Raw genomic sequence first — 22,509 nt, 5'->3', positions numbered from 1 at the left:
GGGCGATCGAGCCTAGCCCGGCGACGGCGAGCGCCGATGGCGGCGCGAGTGAGGAGCCGGGCGATCGGCCCAGCGGTGGGGAGCTGTCGCCGGTATATGCCAGGATTTGCCGTATGAATCTTCGTAAGTGGCCGGTGGTTGGCCCGGTCATGGGAGCGGCCGTCGCTGTTGTGCTGTCGGTGGTTTCGATCACACTCGGCCCGGCGCCGTCGGCCAGGGCGGACTGCCCGAACGTACAACTCATCTTCATCCGGGGTACCGCCGAGCCGCCCGGCCTGGGGGCCGTCGGCGACGCGCTGTTCGCCGCGCTGCAACCCGCGCTGGGGTCGCGCAGCGTCGATTCCTACGCGGTGAACTACCCGGCCAGCTACAACTTCCTGACCACCGCCGACGGCGCCAACGACGCGCGCGACCACATCGCCCAGATGGTCGACCAGTGCCCGTCGACGCGGCTGGTGCTCGGCGGCTTCTCGCAGGGCGCCGCCGCGGTGTCGATGCTCGCGGGCGTGCCGCCGGTCGGCGAGCGGATCGGCAACTTCGGATCGGCGCCGGCGCTGGATCCCGCGCTCGCCGGCAAGATCCGGGCCGTCGCGGTGTTCGGCAACCCCGGCAACCGCTTCAACACGCCGCTGTCGTCGACGGGTGCCTTCGCCGGCCGCGCCATCGACCTGTGCAGCGACGGCGACCCGGTCTGCGTCGTCGGCGGTCGCGACCGGGATGCCCACCACGTCTACGAGGACCCGCCGTATCCCGGTCAGGCGGCCGGATTCATCGCCGGGCTGGTGTAGCTTTGCGGCCCTCCGGGCCGCCGACCGGTGAGTGACATACTGCGAGAGTGCCCACAACCCCGTTAGACAGTGTTGAGGCTGTGGTGCGGCGACGTGGTGCCGACCTGGTCGAGTTGTCCCATGCCATCCACGCCGAGCCCGAGCTGGCCTTCGCCGAGCATCGCAGCTGCGCCAAGGCGCAGGCGCTGGTCGCCGAGCGCGGCTTCGAGATCACCGCGGCCGCCGGCGGGCTGGACACCGCCTTTCGCGCCGACTTCGGCAGCGGGCCGCTGACCATCGGCGTCTGCGCCGAATACGACGCGCTGCCCGAGATCGGTCACGCCTGCGGCCACAACATCATCGCGGCGTCGGCGGTGGGCACGGCGCTGGCACTGGCCGACGTGGCCGACGAGCTCGGGCTGCGGGTGTCGCTGCTGGGGACGCCGGCCGAGGAGGCCGGCGGCGGCAAGGCGCTGCTGCTCGACGCCGGGGTGTTCGACGACATCGCCGCGGCGGTCATGCTGCATCCGGGGCCGGTCGACATCGCGGCGGCCCGCTCGCTGGCCCTGTCCGAGGCGACGGTGAACTACCGCGGCAAGGAATCGCATGCCGCCGTGGCGCCGCAGCTGGGCGTCAACGCCGTCGACGCGGTGACCGTCGCGCAGGTGGCCATCGGCCTGCTGCGCCAGCAATTGGCGCCGGGGCAGCTGGTGCACGGCATCGTCACCAACGGCGGGCAGGCCGTCAACGTGATCCCCGGCCGCGCGGCGGTTCAGTACGCGATGCGCGCGGTGGAATCCGATTCGCTGCGTGAGCTGGAGGGCCGGGTGTACGCCTGCTTCGCCGCGGGCGCACTGGCCACCGGCTGCGAATACGAGATCGACAATCCCGCACCCGCCTACGACGAGCTGCGGCCCGACGAGTGGCTGGCCGACGTCTTCCGCGAGGAGATGTGTCGGCTGGGCCGCGAGCCGGTCGCCCGCGAGTACGAGTCCGCGCTGCCCATGGGCAGCACCGACATGGGCAACGTGACGCAGGTGCTGCCGGGGATCCACCCGATCGTCGGGGTCGACGCCGGCGGCGCGATGGTGCACCAGCGCGCCTTCGCCGACGCCGCCGCCGGCCCCAGCGCCGACCGCGCGGTCGTCGAGGGCGCGATCATGTTGGCGCGCACGGTTGTTCAGCTGGCCCAGACGCCCGCCCAGCGCGACCGGGTGATGGACGCGCGGGAGCGCCGGCGGTCCGGGGCGCGATCATGAGCCTGGTCGACGCCGCCGATTCGTGGCTGGCCGCCCACCACCAAGACCTGGTCGACTGGCGCCGGCACATTCACCGCTATCCCGAGCTGGGCCGCCAGGAGTACGCCACCACCCAGTTCGTCGCCGAGCGGCTGGCCGAGGCCGGCCTCAACCCCAAGGTGCTGCCCGGCGGGACGGGGCTGGTGTGCGACCTCGGGCCCGAACACGAGCCCCGGATCGCGTTGCGGGCCGACATGGACGCCCTGCCGATGGCCGAGCGCACCGACGCCCCCTACGCCTCCACCATGCCCAACGTGGCGCACGCCTGCGGTCACGACGCGCACACCGCGATCCTGCTGGGCACCGCCCTGGTGCTGGCGTCGGTGCCCGAGCTGCCGGTCGGGGTGCGGCTGATCTTCCAGGCCGCCGAGGAGCTGATGCCCGGCGGGGCGATCGACGCCATCGCGGCCGGCGCCATCACCGGGGTGTCGCGGATCTTCGCCCTGCACTGCGACCCGCGGCTGGAGGTTGGCAAGGTCGCGGTCCGGCACGGCCCCATCACCTCGGCGGCCGACCAGATCGAGATCACGCTGTATTCGCCCGGCGGGCACACGTCGCGCCCGCACCTGACGGCCGACCTGGTCTACGGGCTCGGCACGCTGATCACCGGGCTGCCCGGGGTGTTGTCGCGGCGCATCGACCCGCGCAACGGAACCGTGCTGGTGTGGGGCGCGGTCAACGCCGGGGTGGCCGCCAACGCCATCCCGCAGAGCGGCGTGCTGGCGGGCACCGTGCGCACCGCCAGCCGGCAGACCTGGGTGGGCCTGGAGGAGATCATCCGCGAGACGGTGTCCGGGCTGCTGGCGCCGCTGGCTATCGAACACACGCTGCAATACCGGCGCGGCGTGCCGCCGGTGGTCAACGAGGACCTCTCGACGCGCATCCTCACCCACGCGATCGAGGCCGTCGGCCCCGACGCGCTGGCCGACACCCGTCAGTCCGGGGGTGGCGAGGACTTCTCCTGGTACCTCGAGGAGATCCCCGGTGCGATGGCGCGCCTCGGCGTGTGGCCGGGGGTGGGGCCGCAGCTCGACCTGCACCAGCCGACGTTCAACCTCGACGAGCGGGCCCTGCCGATCGGGGTGCGCGTGATGACCAACATCGTCGAGCAGTCGGCCGCGTTCGAGCGGTCCTAGGCGCCTACGAGGGCCGCGCACCCGTGGCGCGGACGACGTGTTCGGCGATGCGGGCGTACGTCCGCATCGTGACGTCGCCGGCGCCGCTCATGATGTTGTAGCCGTGGTCGACGCCGGCCACCTCGTGGTACTCCGCCAACGCCCCGACGGCCCGGAGTTTCTCCGCGTACCTGCGGGCCTCGTCGCGCAGCCGGTCGTGCTCGGCGGTCACCACCAGCGCGGGCGCTATGCCGGCGAGGTCGTCGGCGTTGCCGTCCCAGGCGGGCGACGCCAGCCGGTCGCGCCGGTGCGCCGGATCGGGAATGTAGGCGGTGTCGAAGACCTCGCTCATCCACGGCTTCATGATCGCCCGGTTGCCGATCGCCGAGGGCTTGTCGCGGCTGGGCGTGACCAGGTCCAGCGGCGGGTAGTGCAGCACCTGCAGCGCGATGTCGGGGCCACCGTTTTCCAGCGCGAGGCGGGCCGCCGCGGCGGACAGGTTGCCGCCCGCGCTTTGGCCGCCGACGCACAGCCGGGTGCCGTCCCAGTCGCGCTCGGCGCCGGCCGCCCAGCACACGACGTCATAGATCTGATGCACCGCGGCGGGGAAGCGGCGCCGCGGCGCCAGCGCGTAGTCGGGGTTGATCACCAGCACGCCCGCGTTGGCGGCCAGGTAGCGGCACCACGGATCGTCCTGCTCGGGGTGTCCGACCACGAAGCCGCCGCCGTGCACGTTGACGTAGACGGGCGGGTTCGTCGCCGCGGGCGGGTAATAGACGGTCGCGGACACGGTGCCCTCGCGGGTGGGGATCGCGACCTCACCGGTGCGGGCGGCGAACTCCGGGAAGCGCACGGCGGGCTTGGGAGCCGGGTTGATGGCGGCCGCGAACGCGCGCGCCACCGCGTCGGCGATCAGCGGTACGGACAGGATTGACAGCCGAATGTCCTTCGCGTTCGGGGCGCCTCGATCAGGCGCTGGTGCCGGGACCGATGTTTCGGGCCGGGCGGGTGCGCAGCCAGTGTACGTAATCGCTTGGCGCTCCGGCGATTTCGGCGGCGTCGGCCATCACCCCCAGGTACCGGGCCGACGGCATGCCGCCTTCCCAGGCGTCCAGCACGTACAGCCACGCCAACACCGGGTCGGTGTCGGTGTCCGACGAGATCCGCTCCACCCGGCACCGGATCTTCTTGTGCACGCCGAACTCCGAGCCCTCCCAGCGGTCCAGGTTGTTCTCGTCCGCCGGAGTCATGTCGTAGAGGACGACGAACACCTTGGACCCCGGGTCCTCGACGACGCTGGCCAGCGCGCCCTCCCAGCCGATGTCCTCGCCACCGAAGGTCAATCTCCACCCGTGCAGCCAGCCGGTTCCGGCCATCGGCGAATGGGGCGCGCGTTTCTGCATCTGCTCGGGATCCATGTTGGACCCGTACGCGGCGTAGAGCGGCACGGGGAAAGCTTAGACGTCCGACGCTGGCCGGTCTTCCCCCGAGCATTCGCGGGGTCCCCGCCGCTTCGTTAGGTTGGGGGCTGTGGTGACCCGCATCGTGATCCTCGGTGGCGGCCCGGCCGGTTACGAGGCCGCGCTGGTGGCCGCCACCTCACACCCCGACACGACCCGCGTCACGGTGATCGACTCCGACGGCATCGGCGGCGCGGCGGTGCTCGACGACTGCGTGCCGTCCAAGACGTTCATCGCCTCCACGTGGCTGCGCACCGAGTTGCGCCGGGCGCCGCGGCTGGGATTCGAGATCGACATCGACGACGCCAAGATCTCGCTGCCGCAGATCCATGCCCGGGTCAAGCAACTCGCCACCGAGCAGTCGGCCGACATCACCGATCAGCTGCTCGGGATGGGCGTGCACCTGGTGGCCGGCCGCGGCGAGCTGATCGACCCCAACCCAGGCTTGGCCTGCCACCGCGTCAAAGCCACCGCCCCCGACGGCGCCACCAGCGAGTACGAGGCCGACGTGGTGCTGATCGCCACCGGCGCCAGCCCGCGGGTGCTGCCGTCGGCGCCGCCGGACGGCGAGCGGATCCTGACCTGGCGCCAGCTCTACGACCTCAAGGCGCTGCCCGAGCACCTGATCGTGGTCGGGTCCGGGGTCACCGGCGCCGAATTCGTGCACGCCTACACGGAATTGGGCGTGCCGGTGACCGTGGTCGCCAGCCGCGACCGGGTGCTGCCCTACGAGGACGTCGACGCCGCCCTGGTCCTGGAGGAGGCGTTCTCCGAGCGCGGCGTCGAGTTGGTCAAAAACGCCCGCGCGCAATCGGTCACCCGCACCGAGGACGGCGTGCTGGTCACCCTGGCCGACGGGCGCACGGTCGAGGGCAGCCACGCGCTGATGACCATCGGGTCGGTCCCCAACACCGGCGGCCTGGGCCTGGACCGGGTCGGCATCGAGCTGGGCCGCGGCGGCTACCTGACGGTGGACCGGGTGTCGCGGACCTCGGTGGCCGGCATCTACGCCGCCGGCGACTGCACCGGGCTGCTGCCACTGGCCTCGGTCGCCGCCATGCAGGGCCGGATCGCGATGTATCACGCGCTGGGCGAGGGCGTCAGCCCGATCCGGCTGCGGACGGTGGCGGCGACGGTGTTCACCAGGCCCGAGATCGCCGCCGTCGGGGTGCCCCAGACCATGATCGACGACGGTTCGGTGCCCGCCCGCACCGTCATGCTCCCGTTGCGGACCAACGCGCGCGCCAAGATGTCCGGGCTGCGACAGGGTTTCGTCAAACTCTTCTGCCGCCAGGCCACCGGCGTGGTGATCGGCGGCGTGGTGGTGGCACCGATCGCCTCCGAGCTGATCCTGCCGATCGCCGTCGCGGTGACCAACCGCATCACCGTCAACGAGCTGGCGCAGACGCTGGCGGTCTACCCCTCGTTGTCCGGCTCGATCACCGAGGCCGCGCGGCGGCTGATGGCGCACGACGACCTGGACTAGCGGTTAGCCTTGGTGCAGCACGTCCTACTGACCGGTAACCGAGGAGGAGTTTCCCCAGTGAGGAGTCCTGGTCGTGACTGATCCCACCCAGCGCAGCTCCCCGGTATCCGTGCTGGGACCGCGGCAGCGCCAGGAGGCCTGGCAGCGGTTGGGCGCCGAGCAGTTCGACGCGGTGGTGATCGGCGGCGGCGTGGTGGGGTCGGGCTGCGCGCTGGACGCCGCGACCCGTGGGCTCAAGGTGGCGCTGGTGGAAGCGCGCGACTTCGCCTCGGGCACCTCGAGCCGCTCGTCGAAGATGTTCCACGGCGGCCTGCGCTACCTCGAACAGCTGGAGTTCGGGCTGGTCCGCGAGGCGCTCTACGAGCGCGAGTTGTCGCTGACCACGCTGGCGCCGCATCTGGTCAAGCCGATGCCGTTTCTGTTCCCGCTGACCAATCGCATGTGGGAGCGCCCCTACATCGCCGCCGGGATCTTTCTGTACGACCGGCTCGGCGGCGCGAAATCCGTTCCGGCGCAAAAGCATTTGACCCGTGCCGGCGCGCTGCGGTTGAGCCCCGGGCTGAAGCGCAGCTCGCTGATCGGTGGAATCCGTTACTACGACACGGTTGTCGACGACGCCCGGCACACCATGACCGTCGCACGCACCGCCGCCCATTACGGTGTGGTGGTGCGCACCTCCACCCAGGTGGTCGCCATGCTGCGCGAGGGCGATCGGGTGACCGGCGTGCGGGTGCGCGACTCCGAGGACGGCGCGATCACCGAGGTCCGCGGGCACGTGGTGGTCAACGCGACCGGAGTGTGGACCGACGAGATCCAGGCATTGTCCAAGCAGCGCGGGCGATTTCAGGTCCGGGCGTCCAAGGGCGTGCACGTGGTGGTGCCGCGCGACCGCATCGTCAGCGACGTCGCGATCATCCTGCGCACCGAGAAGTCGGTGATGTTCGTCATCCCGTGGGGCAGCCACTGGATCATCGGGACCACCGACACCGACTGGAATCTCGACCTGGCCCACCCCGCGGCCACCAAGGCCGACATCGACTACATCTTGGAGACCGTCAACACGGTGCTGGCCATCCCGCTCACCCACGCCGACATCGACGGGGTGTACGCGGGACTGCGCCCGCTGCTGGCCGGGGAGAGCGAGGAGACCTCCAAGCTGTCCCGGGAGCACGCCGTGGCGGTGCCCGCGCCGGGTCTGGTCGCGATCGCCGGGGGCAAGTACACCACCTATCGGGTGATGGCCGCCGACGCGATTGACGCTGCGGCCCAATTCATTCCGGCCCGGGTGGCGCCGTCGATCACCGAGAAGGTCAGCCTGCTCGGCGCCGACGGCTATTTCGCGCTGATCAACCAGGCCGAGCACGTCGCCGAGTTGCAGGGTCTGCATCCCTACCGGGTGCGTCATCTGCTGGACCGCTACGGCTCGCTGATCGGCGACGTGCTGGCGCTGGCGGCCGACAGGCCCGACCTGCTCAACCCGATCAAGGAGGCGCCGGGCTACCTGCGGGTGGAGGCGCTGTATGCCGTAACCGCCGAGGGCGCATTGCATTTGGAGGACATCCTGGCCCGCCGGATGCGCATCTCCATCGAATACTCGCACCGCGGCGTCGACTGTGCTCGCGAGGTCGCCGACGTGGTCGCGCCGGTGCTGGGCTGGTCGGCCGAGGACATCGAGCGTGAGGTCGCGAACTACACCGCCCGGGTGGAGGCCGAGATCCTGTCCCAGGCCCAGCCCGACGACGTGTCCGCCGACGAATTGCGGGCCAGCGCCCCCGAGGCGCGCGCCGAGATCCTCGAGCCGGTCCCGCTCAGTTGAGGCCCGCGCCGCTTCCGGTCCGCGACGGCTTGGGCCCCGCGCGGGTGCGGCTGCGGGGCGGGCAGGTACTGGCCGAACTGACCGCCCGGTTCGGTGCGCGGGCCCGCGCCAAGGTGCTGGCCGGCGACGTCGTCGCCGCCGATGGCGCGGTAATCGACTGTGCCACAGTGCTTCCCGTCGGTGCGAGCGTCTACCTGTATCGCGAGCTGCCCGACGAGGTGCCCGTCCCGTTCGACATCCCAATACTGCATCGCGACGCCGACATCGTGGTCGTCGACAAGCCGCACTTTCTGGCCACCATGCCGCGCGGGCGCCACGTCGCGCAGACCGCGCTGGTTCGGCTCAGGCGCGAGCTCGGGCTGCCCGAGCTGAGCCCGGCGCACCGGCTCGACCGGCTGACCGCCGGGGTGTTGCTGTTCACCGCGCGGCGTGAGGTGCGCGGCGCCTACCAGACGCTGTTCTCCCGCGGCCTGGTGAGCAAGACCTATCTGGCCCGGGCCGCCGTCGATCCGGAGCTGGAGCTGCCGCGCGTGGTGACGAGCCGAATCATCAAGCGCCGCGGGCACTTACAGGCGTTCTGCGAGCCGGGCGCGCCCAATGCCGAGACGCGGGTGGAGCTGCTATCGCCGGACGGGCTGTACCGGCTGACGCCGCGCACCGGGCGCACCCACCAGCTGCGCGTGCACATGGCCTCGCTGGGCATCCCGATCGACGGGGATCCGCTGTATCCCGACGTGGTCGATGTCGCGGCCGACGACTTCAGCACGCCGCTGCGGCTGCTGGCGCAACGGATCGAGTTCACCGATCCGCTCACCGGTGTGCGACGCGAGTTCGTCAGCCGTCGCGCGGAGCCCTAGCCGTTCTTTTCGCCGGGGTGCTCACGCGTGTCGGTGGCCAATGGCATGATCGAACCTATGTTCGAAGATGTCACCGCGCGGTTCGATGAGCGGTTCGAGCAGCGTTATCCGTCGACCACGCCGGTGTCGACGGGGTTGCTGGAGCGGATCGGCGGCGCCGCGCGGGCGGAGAATCGGGCGGCGGCCGCGCTGTTGGTGGCGATCGGTGAATTGTTCGCCTATCGGTTGTCGCGGTGTGCCGAGACCGAGGAGTGGGCGATCGACACCGAGGCGGCGGTGGGTGCGGAGGTGGCCGCCGAGCTGCGGATCAGCCAGGGGTTGGCCGCCAGCCGGCTGCGCTACGCGCGGGCGATGCGGGAACGGTTGCCGAAGGTGGGTGCGGTGTTCAAGTCCGGGGATATCGACTTTCGGATGTTCGCCACCTTGGTGTTTCGTACGGACCTGATCACCGATCCTGACGTGTTGGGCGCCGTGGACGCGGAGTTGGCCGCCACCGTGACCAGGTGGCCGTCACTGAGCCAGGGCCGGTTGGCGGCGCAGGTGGACAAGGTGGTGGCTCGCGCTGATGCGGATGCGGTGCGGCGGCGCAAGGAGCGTGCGGCCGGGCGTGAGGTGTGGGTCGCCGAGATGGGGGAGGGGTTGGCGCATCTGGAGGGCACCCTGCTCGCCCCGGACGCCCATGCGCTGGACCGGCGCCTGAACGCGTTGGCGGCCACGGTGTGTGAGCACGACCCGCGCACCCGCGCGCAGCGCCGCGCCGATGCGCTGGGCGCGCTGGCGGGCGGGGCGGACCGGCTGGGCTGTCGCTGCGGGCGCGCCGACTGTGTGGCCGGCAAACGGCCCGCGTCAAGCCCGGTGGTGATTCATGTGGTCGCCGAGCGGGCCAGTCTGGGCGGGACCGGCTTGGCGCCGGCCTGCGAGCTGGGGGCCGAGGGCCTGATCTCACCGGAGCTGGTCGCCGAGCTGGCCGGCTCGGCCACGCTGGTGCCGCTGGTTCATCCCGGTGGTGCGCCGCCGGAGCCGGGTTATGTGCCGTCCAAGGCGCTGGCCGATTTTGTGCGGTGTCGGGATTTGACGTGTCGCTGGCCCGGCTGTGATCAGCCCGCCGTGAACTGCGACCTCGACCATACGATCCCCTACGCCGACGGCGGTCCGACACATGCCTCGAACCTCAAGGCGCTGTGCCGCACCCATCATCTGGTGAAAACCTTCTGGGGCTGGCAGGAAAAGCAGCTGCCCGACGGCACCCTGATCCTGACCTCACCGGCCGGGCGCACCCATGTCACCACCCCGGGCAGCGCACTGCTGTTCCCCCAACTCTGCGCCCCCACCGGCGATATTCGGGCGGCGGCCGCCAAGTCCGACTACTGCGCCGAGCGCACCGCGATGATGCCCAAACGCCGCCGCACCCGCGCCCAGGACCGCGCCGCGCGCGTGGCCACCGAACGCCGGCACAACCGCGACAGCCGACTGGCCCGGCGGGCCCAAACCCCGACCATGCCCGAAGGAGCGACCGGGTCCGAAAATTACGGGCCCGCTCCGCCGGGCGCCGACGACCCGCCGCCCTTCTAGCGGCATGGACGGCGCGGGACGGGGTAGCCAGCGGCTATGGACATCACCGTCACGTATGTCGGCAACGCCACCACCCTCATCTCGGCGGGTGGGCTGACGCTGCTGACCGATCCCAACTTTCTGCACCGGGGGCAACGCGCCTACCTTGGCCACGGGCTGGTGTCCAAGCGGCTCAAGGAGCCGGCGTTGCGCATCGACGAGCTCCCGCCGATCGACGCGATCGTGCTGTCACACATGCACGGCGATCACTGGGACAGGGTGTCGCAGCGGGGCCTCGACCACGGTTTGCCCGTCGTCACCACCCCGCACGCCGCCCAACGGCTGCACAGGCGCGGGTTCGCCCAGGCGCGCGGCCTGCGGACCTGGCAGCAGCACACGATGACCAAAGGCGGCACCACGCTGACCCTCACGTCGCTGCCCGGGCGTCACGCGCCGGGATGGAGCCAGCGCCTACTCCCGCCGGTGATGGGCGCCATGGTGGAGTTCGGGGAAGGCCCTGCAGCGCCCCGCCGCCGGCTCTACATCTCCGGGGACACCCTGCTGATCGAGGAACTCAAGGAGATCCCCGCCCGGTTCGACCCGATCGACGCGGGCATGCTGCACCTCGGCGGCACCCGGCTGCCGGCCGGCGGGCGGCTGCCGTTCGGGCTGACCGTGACCATGGACGGCCGCCAGGGCGCCGAGCTCGTCGCGATGCTGGCCCTACCGAAGGCCATCCCGGTGCACTTCGACGATTACGGCGTCTTCGCGTCGCCGCTGGCCGACTTCACCCGCGAGATGCAGCACCGCGGCTTGGGGGACCGGATCGTCGCGATGAACCGCGGCGCCTCGGTGACCGTGTAGTGAGGCGGCCGTTTTCGAGTAGTGCCCCTGGCCAGCAAATGTCAAATCGCCCTCAGCTTTGGGTATAGGGTGTCCTAACACCGGGCAGTCGAACTGGGAGGTACCGACCGCAGGTGACGGGCCTCGACGTGCAGAGTTTCAGGGTTCTTCGCGGCCCGGTCAACGCAAATTTGCTGAGGTGTTCTCAGCGTGGGCATTGTGAGACGTGATGGATCTTTTTGCACCCCCCGAGGTCACCTCGACGCTCATCCACACCGGGCCGGGCGCGGGCTCGCTGATCGAGGCCGCCGGAGCGTGGCAACGTGTGGCCGTCGAGCTGGAGAATTCGGTCTCCACCTATGCCTCGACGCTGTCGTCGCTGATCGAGTCCTGGGACGGGCCGTCGGCGACGGCGATGCTGCAGTCCGTCCAGCCCTACCTGCTCTGGCTGCGCGAGACCGCGCAGCAATCCGCGCAGCTGGCCACCTCGGCCGAGGCCGCCGCGTCGGCGTTCACCGCCGCCCGCGCGTCGATAGTGCCTCCGGCGGTGGTCACCGCTAACCGGACACGACTGGCGCAGCTGCTGGCCACCAACCGGTTCGGCACCAACACGGCCGCCATCGCCGAGACCGAGAACGAATACCAGACCATGTGGGCGAACAACTCGGCGGCGATGAGCCGCTACCAGGCGTCGTCCTCGCAGGCGACCACGCAGCTGTCGAAGTTCAGTTCGCCCCTTCCCGACACCAGCCCGGACGGCACCGCCAACCAAGAGGAAGCGGTGACCCAAGCCCAGCTCTTGGACGCCGGCAACGTGAGCCAAAGCCTGTTGGGCGCGGACTCGTCGCTCGGCGGCATCTTCGGCAGCGACGGCGACCCGAACAGCGGGTGGTTCGGCTACTGGAGCACCTGGGGCAACCAATTCATCTCGTCCGGCTTCCCCATCAACATGCTCAGCTACCTGGCGCAGAACTCGTCGGCCAGCGCGCTGCAGAGCGTGGGCGGCGACATCGGCACCGGCCTGTCCGAGGGCCTGGGCGCGGCGACCGCGAGCCTGTCCAGCGCCGTCAAGGACGTCGGCGCGGGAATGGCGCCGACCGGCGCGATGGGCGTCGGGGTGTCGCTGGGCAAGCTGACCGCGCCCCCCGCCGTGGTGGGGTTGTTGCCGGGGACCCAGACCGGGGTGCAGCTCGCGTCCGCGGCCTCGCCGCTGCCCGCGGCGGAATCCGGATTCCCGCTGATGCCGATGATGGTGCCGCCGACGGCGGCCTCGGCGGGCACCGGCTGGCGAAAACGCAAACAGCAGAAGTACGAGGACGTTGCCCTCGGCCAGGAGGTCAAAGGCAAAGTGATGCCTCGAAACCCATCGGCGGGATGACCCTGACGATGGCGCCCCGCGACTGCGGACGCCGTACACCGCCACCGGGCAGGTCGACGGCGACCAGCAGCAGGACGCCACGGTATCCCGCCGTCACTCACTCTGCGATTACCAGACGGGCCGACGCAGCGCGTTCGCCCCAACCACGTTCTTCCCCAAGGTAAAGGTTCATGGATTTCGGGATACTGCCGCCGGAGGTCACTTCGGCGCTGATCCACTCTGGACCCGGTGCTTGGTCATGGATCGAAGCCGCCGCCGTCTGGCAGGAGCTCAGCGCCGAGCTCGAGCAATCCGCCACCAGCTACACCGCGGAGTTGTCGGAGCTGATGACGACGTGGCACGGCCCGTCCGCCCTGGCGATGGCCCAAGCGCTCGAACCCTACCTCGACTGGTTGCGTGTCACCGCCCAGCAGTGCCAGCAGGTCGCCACCTCGGTGCAGGTGATGACCACGGCGTTCGAGTTGACGCACTGGACGGTGGTGCATCCCTCGCTGGTCGCCGCCAACCGGGCGCGGCTGGCAATGTTGTTGGCCACCAACTTCTTCGGGGTCAACTACCCGGCCATCGCCGAAACCGAGGCCGAATATCAGGCCATGTGGGTGAACAACTCGGCAGCGATGATCCGCTACGCCGCCACCTCGGCGAGCGCCGTGCAGCCGCCGACCTTCACACCGCCGCCGCCGGTCACCAATCCGGCGGGCGTGACGATCCAAACCACGCTGGTGCCCGCCACGACGACGACCGACTCCGGGATCATGACGGCCGCCGACATCTCCGGGGCCAGCGAAGACCTCGCGGCCTCCAGCGCCTTCGGCCTGGACCCGGACTCGGGCTGGTTCAGGTACTTCAGCGTGTGGGGATGGCAGTTCATCGCGAGCGGTTTCCCGGTCAACCTGCTCGCCTACCTCGCCCAGGTCAACACCGCCCAGGCGCTGCAGGGCGGCGTCGCCGCCGACGTCTTCGGCGGCCTGTCCGAGGCAACGGCCGACTTGTCTGCGGCCGACGCGAGCCTGGTCAGTGCCGTCGGATCGTCGATGGCGCCGCGCGCGACGCTGGGCATCGGCATCTCGCTCGGCAACCTGACCATGCCGCCCGCGACGGTGGGCATGCTGGGGTCTTCGGCGCCGGTGCAACTGGTGTCGGCGGCCTCCCCGCTGCCGGCCGGGCCGGGTCAGACGCCCATGCTCCCGATGGCCCCGATGCGCCCGGCCCGCGGCGCGGCGAGCGGCCGGCGGCGCAAGGGACGCGACTACGACGATATCGAGTACGGCGCCGAGCTTCCGGGCACCGTGATGCACAGGCCGCCGTCGGCCGGATAGCGCCGGCTGCGCGACTCCATCATGCGGTTGCGGACGATGTGCTCGACCAGGATGGGGACGAAGGTCTGCACCGGTGCGTCGATGAACCGTTGCGCCGTCTCGTCGCACCAGCGCCTGATCTGAGCGGTGCGCCGTTCGTCGCCGAGCCCCTCGTGGCGGGCCAGCTTCTCGGCCACGTCCCCCACCGACCGGCCCACCGCGGCCGGGACGCGCCTCGACACCGCGGCGGCGGGCGCGCGCACCGCGTCGAGTTCCCGGCGGGCGGCGTCCTCCTCGGTGTCCGGCCGGATGACATGCAGCGTGATGTGGCGGCCGCTGTCGCCCATCACGATGACGCTGGTCGGCTCGTCACTGGTGAAGCCCAGCAATTCGATTGCGTGCCCGTCGATTTGCGCCAGCGCCGGCGTGTCGTGCCAGCCGTTGCGGTGATACCCCACCATGACGATCCGCCCCAGCCGGTCGGACAGCGAGGCCGCCAGGCCCGGCAGCTCGTCGACCAGGGTCGTCGACCGCGGCCACCAGGCGCCGTCGACGTGCTCGGACACAGCCCGATAAGGCTTGAGTTGCAACCGGTTTGATCGCTCCATTGCACAAGATCAGCACGGCCAGTCGGCGGCCGCGGCGCGGGTGAGTGGCTGGCGGGTTTACCGATCGTGAACAACGGTTGAGAAGATGTCGGGGTGCAGATCGCTTCGAATGTTGTCGGCCAGGTGTGGCGCGGCGGCAAGGCGCAGGACGGCTTCGAGTTCGACAAGATCTCGGACTACCTCACCGAACCCGACACCCTGGTGTGGGCCGACCTGTGCGAACCGGACCACGACACCCTGTGCGGGCTGGCCGACGAACTCGGGCTGAACCACTGGGCGGTCGAGGACGCGGTCGCCGCGGCCGAGCGGGTCAAGGTCACCGCCTACGAAAGCCACACCTTCTTCACGGTCTACGCCGTCGACATCGCAACCGCTTCCGTCGATACGCCTGAGCGGATGCTGTCGATGCAACGCATCTCGGGATTCGTGCTGCCGCAGGGGCTGATCACCGTGCGGCTGACGCCCGACTTCGACATGGCCCAGGTGACCCGCCGGTGGCAGGAGATCGGCGGCCAACGCTACGGCGTCGGCGCGTTGGTGCACGGGCTGCTCGACGTGGTGGTCGACAGCCACTTCACGGCGGTCGAAGCCCTGGACGACTGCATCGAGGCCATCGAGGACGAACTGTTCGACGGCAGACCTCGCAAGGGCGTCTTCCAGCGCCGCACGTTCCGGCTGCGCAGGGACCTGGTGAACCTGCGGCGGGTGGCCCTGCCCATGCGCGAGGTCGTCAATGCCATACAGCACCGCCGCATTTCGGACGGATCCGATCGGCAGCTGGACCCGCTGTACGCCGACCTGTACGACCACGTGCTGCGGGTCTCGGAATGGACGGAGTCGTTGCGCGACATGGTCACCACCATTTTCGAGACCAATCTGTCGCTACAGGACGCCCGATTGAACACGGTCATGAAGAAGCTGACGGGATGGGCGGCCATCATCGCCGTGCCGACGGCCATCACCGGCTTCTACGGACAGAACGTGCCCTACCCCGGCTTCGGCACCCATGCCGGATTCGCGGCCAGCACCGGCGTGATACTCGTTTTGATGGTGGTGCTCTACGTGATGTTCAAGCGGCGCGATTGGCTGTAGGAAACCGGGGCTACTCCACCACGGACGGCGCCGAAATGCCTTGGTGCAGGCCCTGATTGATGTTGTCCCGCAGGGCCGGGCTGCCCGGCGGATCCGAATCCTGGCAGGCGCAACTGAGATGGCTGAAGGGGTTGGGGTCGATGGCCGCCGAGGCCGTGGCCCACCCGGATGCGCCGAGCGCGATTGCAACGCCCGCCACACCGAGCAAAAGTTTGGGAATCATGTTCGGCCCTGAGCTTCTTCGTTTTGCGATACCTGAAATTTTTTCGCGGTTGCATCACGAACCTGTCAACCGGCGGTAAATTTCAGGATCCGGAAGAAGCGGCCGAATCCGCGTACTTGGGGCAATACGCCTTGATGCTGACCCCGACGAAATAGCCGGCGTGGTAGCTGTCCAGGGTGCTGCTGGACAACACGTTGTTGGCAACCTGTTCCGGTGTCTGGCCCATGTCGAGTTCGTGGCACACGGTGTGCCCGGAGTTGACCGCGGTGTCGGGCGACTCGTAGTTGATGCCCTTGGCTTTCAGCGCGGCCAGAAATGCGTCATCGGCAGACGTGGCGTTCGCGGTCGTGGATGCGGCCAGCACGCCGAGCAGCCCGGCCACCGGCGCGACGCCGATCGCCAGGATCGAGCGCGCCCGGACGGGCTTGCGTATCTGGGTGGTCGTCATTTCTGATACTCCCGTGGAACAGAAGTGCCGTCGCTTGCTGAAGGCGGGGCTAGTTCGAATGCTTGCATGTCGCGGTGCCGCCGGGTGCGGGATCGCCGATAATGCGGTGTGTGCCACACAAGGGTTTGCTCCCGCGTCGGACGCGCGTTACCGGCGAGCCCGCGCCGGCGCGCTGCCGGTGATCTGACGACATGGCATACGGGCGGTGGCTGTGGCTCGCTGTGGTGGCGATATGCGTGGTCGGCTGCGGCGTGCGGCACGTGTCGGCGGCGAGCGCTCGAGACATTCCGGGCACCTTTCGATCCGGCGGCATGGACCGAACCTACATGTTGCACGTGCCTGCGGGCGACCCCGTCGGGCTGGTGCTCAGTTTGCACGGCGGCGGTGGTAGCGGGATCTCGCAGCGCGCCCTGACGGGCTTCGACACCGTTGCTGACGCCCACAACCTGCTGGTGGTTTACCCCGACGGTTACGACAAGAGCTGGGCCGACGGGCGCGGCGCCTCGCCCGCCGATCGCCACCACATCAACGATGTGGCATTTCTGGTCGGGCTGGTGACCAAGGTGCAGCACGACTACGGCGTCGCGCCCGGGCACGTGTTCGTCACCGGGATGTCCAACGGCGGCTTCATGAGCAACCGGCTGGCGTGCGACCGGGCCGACGTCTTCGCCGCGGTCGCCCCGGTGGCCGGCACCCTGGGCGTCGGGGTGGCTTGCAACCCGTCACAGCCGGTGGCGGTCTGGGAGGCCCACGGCACGGCCGACCCGCTGGTGCCCTTCAAGGGTGGGGCGGTGCGCGGGCGCGGCGGGCTGAGCCATTCCATCTCGGCGGACACCATGGTGGACAAGTGGCGTTCGGCCGACGGCTGCCAGGGCGATCCGGCCATGGAGGCGCTGCCCGATGTCCGCGACGGCACCGTCGTGCACCGCTACGAGTCCACCGGGTGCGCGGCCAACACCGAGGTGGTGTTCTACAAGATCGACCGCGGCGGGCACACCTGGCCGGGCGGCAAGCAGTACCTGCCGGCGGCCGTCATCGGCCCCACCACCCGCGCGCTGGACGGGTCCGAGGCCATCGCCCAGTTCTTCCTCGCGCACGCCCGCGACTAGCGGTGATCGCAAGCGCGGCGAAGCCGGGCGCCGGGGGTCGCCGCCATCGCGACTAGCGGCGATCGCAAGCGCGGCGAAGCCGGGCGCCGGGGGTCGCCGCCATCGCGACTAGCGCCTCAGCGCTGGCACGACGGGCACCAGTAGGTCACCCGTTCCGTCGCGTCGTCGAACTCGACCGCGGTGCCGCAGCGGCGGCAGGGCTGGCCCGATCGCCCGTAGACCCATAGCTGCCGGCCCGCCCGGGTGTCGCCTGTGGTGCACCGGTTCCAGCGGAACCTGTTGAGCCACAACATGTCCCGGGCGCGCGAGACCAGCCGGCGGGGATCGGCGATGTCACGCACCGGCGCGGTGGGCAGATGCCCGGTGAGGAAACACAATTCGTTGCTGTACACGTTGCCGACCCCGGCCAGCACCCGCTGGTCCAGCAGCGCCTCGGCGATCGGCCGGTCCGGGTCGGCGGTCAGATTGGCCGCGGCCAGGGCCGGGTCCCAATCTTCGCCCAGCAGGTCGGGGCCCAGGTGCGCGACGGCGTCGCCGTCGCGGTCGCGTTCCAGGACCTCCAGCACCCCCAGGTCGACGCCGACCGCCCGGGCGGTGGCGGTTTCCAGGATGATGCGCGCCCGGTGGTCGACGCGCTGCGCGCGCTTGCCGACCCGCCAGCTGCCGTCCATTTTCAGGTGCGAGTGAATGCTGGCCGGCCCCACCCGGATGAACAGGTGCTTGCCGCGGCTGAGCACCTCGTCGACCACCTGCCCGGTGAGATCGACGGTGGCGAACCGCGGCACCCGGATGTCGCAGCGGGTCAGCGTGCCGCCGACCAAATGCTCGCGCAGCACGGCGGCGGTGTGCCAGACGGTGTCACCCTCGGGCATGTCAGCGCAGCCGCATCCCGCGCGGCGTGCGGGCGAATCCGGCGTCGGACAGGGCGTCGGCCGGGCCGGGCCCGCCCGCGTTTGGCTGCAATGCCGGCGCCCCGTCGATGCGTTCGACCAGGATCGACGCGACGCGGCGGGAGGCGACCAGGTCGGCCAGCGCGGTGGCCGCGGCGTGCTGGGCGGCCGGGTCGTCGGTGAAGGTGAGCAGCGACCGGCCGCCGCGCTCGAGGAACCAGGCCAGCTCGCCGTCGACCAGCACCACCAGCGCGCCGGCCTTGCGGCCCGGGCGGGCCCCCTCGCCGCGGGCGCCCGGCCACGGCAGCGCGGCGCCGTAGGGGTTGGCCGGGTCCGCGGCGGCCAGCGCGACCGCCCGGTACTCGGGCCGTTCCGGGTCGACCCCGTCGGAGTAGGCGCGCAGCCGGTCGACGGTCGACGCGACCGCGAACTGCGCCCCGCCCAGCGACTCGATGAAGTAGCCGCGCTGACAGCGGCCCGCGTCCTCGAAGGTGCTCAGCACCTTGTACAGCGTGGCGAACCCGCCGGGCACGCCCTCGGCCGCCACCGCGCCGCGGGTCAGCACGCCGTGGCGGCCCAGCAGGAGCTCGGCCTGGTAGTGGGCGCGCAGCGTGGAGTCCGGCTCCGGGGCCGGCAGGATCGACCACCGGCCGGCCACGGTCGGATCGGCGGGCCGGGAGTGGGGATGCGCGACGCTGTAGCGGCTCAGCCGCGGCGGCCGGTGCGACCGGTGCGCGGGCGCCGAGCGCTTGCGGCTTCCGGTGCCACCGAGCAGGGCGCGCACCGGGGCGAACGTGTCGCCGGTGATCCAGCCGGCCCAGATCAGTTCCCACAACGCGGCTTTGAGCTCGGACTCGCCCAACCCGCTCTGGGTGAGCTGGCGGAAGAAATAGGCGCCGCCCGGGGCCAGCGTGTCCAGGACGGCGCGGTGGGCGTCGCCCAGCTCGATGTCCGCCGGCCCGGCCAGGGTCAGCGGCGCGGATTCGCTGGGATGCAACGCGATCCAGCCGTCGCCGGTCGAAATCGACCCGGCCCCCGACCAGGTGACCTCGCCGGTGGCGAGCAACTCGTCGAGCAGCGCGGGGGAGTAGTCGCGGACCCGGGGCGCCAGCACCAGCGGCTCGACCGCCGAGGCGGGCATCCGCACACCGGCCAGCTGATCGATCACCGACATCAGGCCGTCCAACCCGGAATGGCTTGGCGAGCGCGATGATTCGGCGGAGCCCACGCGATGCCAGGCCGGCAGGAACCGGCCGTAGGCGGCGGTGCTGACCGGTTCGACCTGGGCACGCAGCGCCGCCAGGGACCGCCGCCGCAGGATGCGCAGCACCTCGGCGTCGCACCACTGTTCGCCGCCGGCCACGGGCGCCCCGCCCGCCTCGGCCGCGGCGACGAAGTCACCGCGCACCAGCCGGCCGTCACCGGCCAGCCGGCCCAGGATGTCGGCGGTCACCCGCAGCCCCAGCCCGAACCGGGTGGCGGCCTCGGCCGTGGTGAACGGGGTGTGGGTGCGCGCGTAGCGGCCCAGCAGTTCACCCAGCGGGTCGGCCACCTCCTCGGTGAAGGCGGCCGGCACGCCGAGGGGGACCGCGATGCCGATGCCGTCGCGCAGTCGGCCGATGTCCTCGACGGCCACCCACCAGCTGCGGCCGGCGAACGACACCGTCAGCGCGCGCCGGGCCGCGCGTAGCCCCTCCAGCCAACCTCCCACGTCGGCGCCGCCGGCGCGGGCGGCCACCTCGTCCTCGGTCAGCGGGCCCAGCAGCCGCAGCAGGTCCGCCACCGCCTCGGCGTCGCGGGCGGCCCGGTCCGGCGCGAGGTGCTGAAGCTGGCGGCCGGTGGCGGCGATGATCTCGGGGTCGAGCAGGTCACGCAGCTCCACCCGGCCCAACAGCTCGGCCAGCAGCGTGCTGTCCAGCGACAGCGCGGCCGCCCGGCGCTCGGCCAGCGGGCTGTCGCCCTCGTACATGAACGCGCCGACATAGCCGAACAGCAGCGACGCCGCGAACGGCGACGGCCGTTGCGTCTCGACCTCGAGCACCCGCACCCGCCGCTGCGCGATGCCGGTCATCAGCCGGGTCAGGGCGGGAACGTCGTAGACGTCCTGCAGGCATTCGCGGATGGTCTCCAGCACCACCGGGAAGTCGGGGTATTTGCGGGCCACCTCCAGTAACTGGGCGGCGCGCTGGCGCTGTTGCCACAGCGGCGAGCGGCGCCCGGGATGCCGGCGCGGCAACAGCAGGGCGCGCGCCGCGCACTCGCGGAACCGCGACGCGAACAGCGCCGAGCCGCCCACCTCGGCGGTGACGATCGGGTCGATCTCCTCGGCGTCGAAGACGAAAAGGTCGGCGCCGGGCGGGGTTTCGGTCCCGGCCTCCGACGCGAAATCCGAAATGGTGTCGGGCAGCCGCACCACGACGCCGTCGTCCGACGCGGTGGGCTTCTCGTCGATGCCGTAGCGCTCGCGCAGCCGGCGGGCCACCGCCAGCGCCAGCGGCCCGTTCACCGGCAGCCCGTACGGCGAGTGCAGGATCACCCGCCAGTCGCCCAGCTCGTCGCGGAACCGCTCGACCAGCAGCGTGGTGTCGGTCGGCACCACCCCGGCGGCGCCGCGCTGCTCCTCGAGCAGGCCCCACAGGTTGTCGGTGGCATACGCGTCGAAACCCAGTTCGGCGCAGCGGGTGTCGAAGGCCGCGCGCTTGAGGCCGGCCAGCTCGCCGGTGAAGGCGCCGAGCGCGGCACCCAGCTCGGCCGGGCGGCCCAGGCCGTCGCCGCGCCAGAACGGCAGCCGGGCGGGCTGGCCGGGGGCGGGGATCACCAGCACCCGGTCGTGGGTGATCTCGGTGATCCGCCAGCTGGTGGCGCCCAGGGAGATGACGTCGCCGGGACGCGACTCGTAGACCATTTCCTCTTCGAGTTCGCCTACCCGCGAAGGCTTTTCGGCTTCGGAGGCCAGGTATACCGTGAACAGCCCGCGATCGGGGATGGCGCCGCCCGACGTCACGGCCAGCCGCTGCGCGCCGGGCCGGGCGGTCAGCGTGCCGGTGTCGCGGTCGTAGACCAATCGCGGTCGCAGCTCGGCGAATTCGGTGGACGGGTACTTGCCGCTCAGCAGGTCCAGGGTGGCCTCGTAGACGCTGCGCGGCAGCGTCGCGAACGGGGCGGCGCGCCGCACGGTGTCGAACCACCGATCGGCGTCCAGCGGTTCCAGCGCCGCCGCCGCGACGGTCTGCTGCGCCAGGATGTCCAGCGGATTGGCGGGCACCCGCATGGTCTCGATCTGGCCGGTCAGCATGCGCTGCACGCTGACCGCGCAGCCGATCAGGTCGGTCCGGTGCTTGGGGAACAACACCCCCTGCGAGACCTCGCCGACCTGGTGGCCGGCCCGGCCGATGCGTTGCAGGCCGCTTGCCACCGACGGCGGCGCCTCCACCTGGATCACCAGATCCACCGCGCCCATGTCGATGCCCAGCTCCAGGCTGGAGGTGGCCACCACAGCCTTGAGCAGCCCGCGCTTGAGGTCCTCCTCGACCAGGGCGCGTTGTTCCTTGCTGACCGAGCCGTGGTGGGCGCGCGCCAGTATCGGGTCGGCGCCGTAGGTCTGGCCGCTGCCCATGATGTGCGCCGGGGCGCCCCCGGCCACCTTCGGGTTGGCGTCCGTGGCGAGTTCGACGCCGCTGCGCTCGGCGTGAATCTCGTTGAGGCGGGCGGTAAGCCGCTCGGCCAGTCGCCGCGAGTTGGCGAACACGATGGTCGAATTGTGCGATTCGATCAGGTCGACCAGGCGGTTCTCCACGTCGGGCCAGATGGTGTTGTTCGCCAGGTTGGCCATGTCCGGCACCGGCACCTGCACGCTGAGCTCGACCGTCTTGGCCGACGGCGGGGCCACGATGGTCGTCGGTCCTGCGCCGGACAGGAACCGGGCCAGCTCCTCGGGCGGGCGGACCGTGGCCGACAACCCGATGCGCTGGGCGGGCTTGTCCTCGCGCAGCGCTTGTGTCAAATCCTGGAGGCGCTCCAGCGACACCGCCAGGTGCGCGCCGCGCTTGCCGGCGGCGATGGCGTGGATCTCGTCGACGATCACGGTCTGGACGCCGGCCAGCGTCTCGCGGGCGGCCGAGGTGAGCATCAAGAACAGCGACTCGGGCGTGGTGATCAGCACGTCGGGCGGGCGGTTGATCAGCTGGCGGCGGGTGGCGGGCGGTCTCGGCGAGCATGTGCACGAGGATTCGCCCGAGCGTCACCGAGCGCCGGTCTTCGGGCCAGCCGG

18 protein-coding genes and 1 pseudogene are annotated in these 22,509 nt (G+C 71.0%); 12 read left to right on the top strand and 7 right to left on the bottom strand.

Going from position 1 to position 22,509, the window contains the following annotated elements:
• Window positions 1–173: 173 nt before the first annotated feature.
• Genes A5622_RS16930 through A5622_RS16920 form a run of 3 tightly spaced genes read left to right on the top strand, consistent with a single transcriptional unit; the run spans window position 174 to window position 3,201 of the window.
• Window positions 174–788 (top strand): cutinase family protein, encoded by a 615-nt coding sequence (locus tag A5622_RS16930; protein ID WP_197497854.1) that lies wholly within the window; start codon window positions 174–176, stop codon window positions 786–788.
• Window positions 789–835: 47 nt separating this feature from the next.
• Window positions 836–2,026 (top strand): M20 family metallopeptidase, encoded by a 1,191-nt coding sequence (locus A5622_RS16925; RefSeq protein WP_066880136.1) that lies wholly within the window; start codon window positions 836–838, stop codon window positions 2,024–2,026.
• Entirely contained in the window at window positions 2,023–3,201 is a 1,179-nt protein-coding gene (locus A5622_RS16920) for an amidohydrolase (RefSeq protein WP_066868952.1), read from the top strand. The genes A5622_RS16925 and A5622_RS16920 overlap by 4 nt, the downstream gene beginning before the upstream one ends.
• 4 nt (window positions 3,202–3,205) lie before the next feature.
• Here A5622_RS16920 and A5622_RS16915 read toward each other — a convergent pair whose 3' ends face one another.
• Together A5622_RS16915 and A5622_RS16910 are read right to left on the bottom strand one after the other, a co-directional pair.
• Complete coding sequence (locus tag A5622_RS16915) at window positions 3,206–4,033, bottom strand: alpha/beta hydrolase (protein WP_066880148.1); 828 nt, start codon at window positions 4,031–4,033, stop codon at window positions 3,206–3,208.
• A 115-nt stretch (window positions 4,034–4,148) separates the two neighbouring features.
• Window positions 4,149–4,628, bottom strand: coding sequence for a gamma-glutamylcyclotransferase (locus A5622_RS16910; RefSeq protein ID WP_066868955.1), 480 nt, complete (start codon window positions 4,626–4,628; stop codon window positions 4,149–4,151).
• An 82-nt stretch (window positions 4,629–4,710) separates the two neighbouring features.
• On the opposite strand from A5622_RS16910, the gene A5622_RS16905 reads away from it, so the two are divergent.
• The 7 genes from A5622_RS16905 to A5622_RS16875 all read left to right on the top strand — a co-directional run bounded on the left by A5622_RS16905 (window position 4,711) and on the right by A5622_RS16875 (window position 13,890).
• Window positions 4,711–6,126 carry an NAD(P)H-quinone dehydrogenase gene (locus A5622_RS16905; RefSeq protein WP_066880134.1) on the top strand — a complete coding sequence of 472 codons (1,416 nt, stop codon included), beginning with the start codon at window positions 4,711–4,713 and terminating at the stop codon, window positions 6,124–6,126.
• Window positions 6,127–6,199: 73 nt separating this feature from the next.
• Window positions 6,200–7,942: a glycerol-3-phosphate dehydrogenase/oxidase gene (locus A5622_RS16900; protein ID WP_066880132.1), complete on the top strand. Its 1,743-nt coding sequence runs from the start codon at window positions 6,200–6,202 to the stop codon at window positions 7,940–7,942.
• Complete coding sequence (locus tag A5622_RS16895) at window positions 7,939–8,799, top strand: pseudouridine synthase (RefSeq protein WP_066880130.1); 861 nt, start codon at window positions 7,939–7,941, stop codon at window positions 8,797–8,799. The genes A5622_RS16900 and A5622_RS16895 overlap by 4 nt, the downstream gene beginning before the upstream one ends.
• 57 nt (window positions 8,800–8,856) lie before the next feature.
• Complete coding sequence (locus tag A5622_RS16890; protein ID WP_066880146.1) at window positions 8,857–10,371, top strand: HNH endonuclease signature motif containing protein; 1,515 nt, start codon at window positions 8,857–8,859, stop codon at window positions 10,369–10,371.
• Window positions 10,372–10,407: 36 nt separating this feature from the next.
• The gene (locus A5622_RS16885) at window positions 10,408–11,214 is read left to right on the top strand and encodes an MBL fold metallo-hydrolase (protein WP_066880128.1); all 807 of its coding nucleotides are present in this window, start codon (window positions 10,408–10,410) and stop codon (window positions 11,212–11,214) included.
• A gap of 208 nt (window positions 11,215–11,422) precedes the next feature.
• A complete protein-coding gene (locus A5622_RS16880) occupies window positions 11,423–12,571 on the top strand; it encodes a PPE family protein (RefSeq protein ID WP_066880126.1) in 1,149 nt (382 codons plus the stop codon).
• Window positions 12,572–12,741: 170 nt separating this feature from the next.
• On the top strand, window positions 12,742–13,890 hold the full coding sequence (locus A5622_RS16875; RefSeq protein ID WP_066880124.1) for a PPE family protein: 1,149 nt from the start codon (window positions 12,742–12,744) through the stop codon (window positions 13,888–13,890).
• On the opposite strand, the gene A5622_RS16870 is transcribed toward A5622_RS16875, so the two are convergent.
• On the bottom strand, window positions 13,821–14,477 hold the full coding sequence (locus A5622_RS16870; protein ID WP_067022325.1) for a DUF5994 family protein: 657 nt from the start codon (window positions 14,475–14,477) through the stop codon (window positions 13,821–13,823). The two genes, A5622_RS16875 and A5622_RS16870, sit on opposite strands and share 70 nt — an antisense overlap.
• A 93-nt stretch (window positions 14,478–14,570) precedes the next feature.
• On the opposite strand from A5622_RS16870, the gene A5622_RS16865 reads away from it, so the two are divergent.
• Window positions 14,571–15,569, top strand: a complete 999-nt coding sequence (locus A5622_RS16865; RefSeq protein WP_066880120.1) for a magnesium transporter CorA family protein — start codon at window positions 14,571–14,573, stop codon at window positions 15,567–15,569.
• Window positions 15,570–15,579: 10 nt separating this feature from the next.
• Here the strand turns inward: A5622_RS16865 and A5622_RS16860 are convergent, their stop codons facing one another.
• Window positions 15,580–15,792, bottom strand: a complete 213-nt coding sequence (locus tag A5622_RS16860) for a hypothetical protein (RefSeq protein WP_066868568.1) — start codon at window positions 15,790–15,792, stop codon at window positions 15,580–15,582.
• Between the two features lie 82 nt (window positions 15,793–15,874).
• On the bottom strand, window positions 15,875–16,240 hold the full coding sequence (locus A5622_RS16855; protein ID WP_066868567.1) for a DUF732 domain-containing protein: 366 nt from the start codon (window positions 16,238–16,240) through the stop codon (window positions 15,875–15,877).
• A gap of 191 nt (window positions 16,241–16,431) precedes the next feature.
• Here A5622_RS16855 and A5622_RS16850 point away from each other — a divergent pair, with 191 nt between their 5' ends.
• On the top strand, window positions 16,432–17,349 hold the full coding sequence (locus tag A5622_RS16850; protein ID WP_066868566.1) for a PHB depolymerase family esterase: 918 nt from the start codon (window positions 16,432–16,434) through the stop codon (window positions 17,347–17,349).
• 116 nt (window positions 17,350–17,465) lie between these two features.
• On the opposite strand, the gene nei2 is transcribed toward A5622_RS16850, so the two are convergent.
• Complete coding sequence (nei2, locus tag A5622_RS16845; RefSeq protein WP_066880118.1) at window positions 17,466–18,221, bottom strand: endonuclease VIII Nei2; 756 nt, start codon at window positions 18,219–18,221, stop codon at window positions 17,466–17,468.
• A 1-nt stretch (window position 18,222) separates the two neighbouring features.
• Window positions 18,223–22,443: pseudogene (locus tag A5622_RS16840) on the bottom strand (ATP-dependent helicase); the annotation flags it as partial.
• Window positions 22,444–22,509 lie beyond the last annotated feature (66 nt).

Source organism: Mycobacterium sp. 1245801.1 (assembly GCF_001673055.1).
Lineage (GTDB): Bacteria > Actinomycetota > Actinomycetes > Mycobacteriales > Mycobacteriaceae > Mycobacterium > Mycobacterium europaeum_A.
Note: the sequence above shows the minus strand (reverse complement) of the source record. Positions and strands in the feature narration are given on the sequence as shown.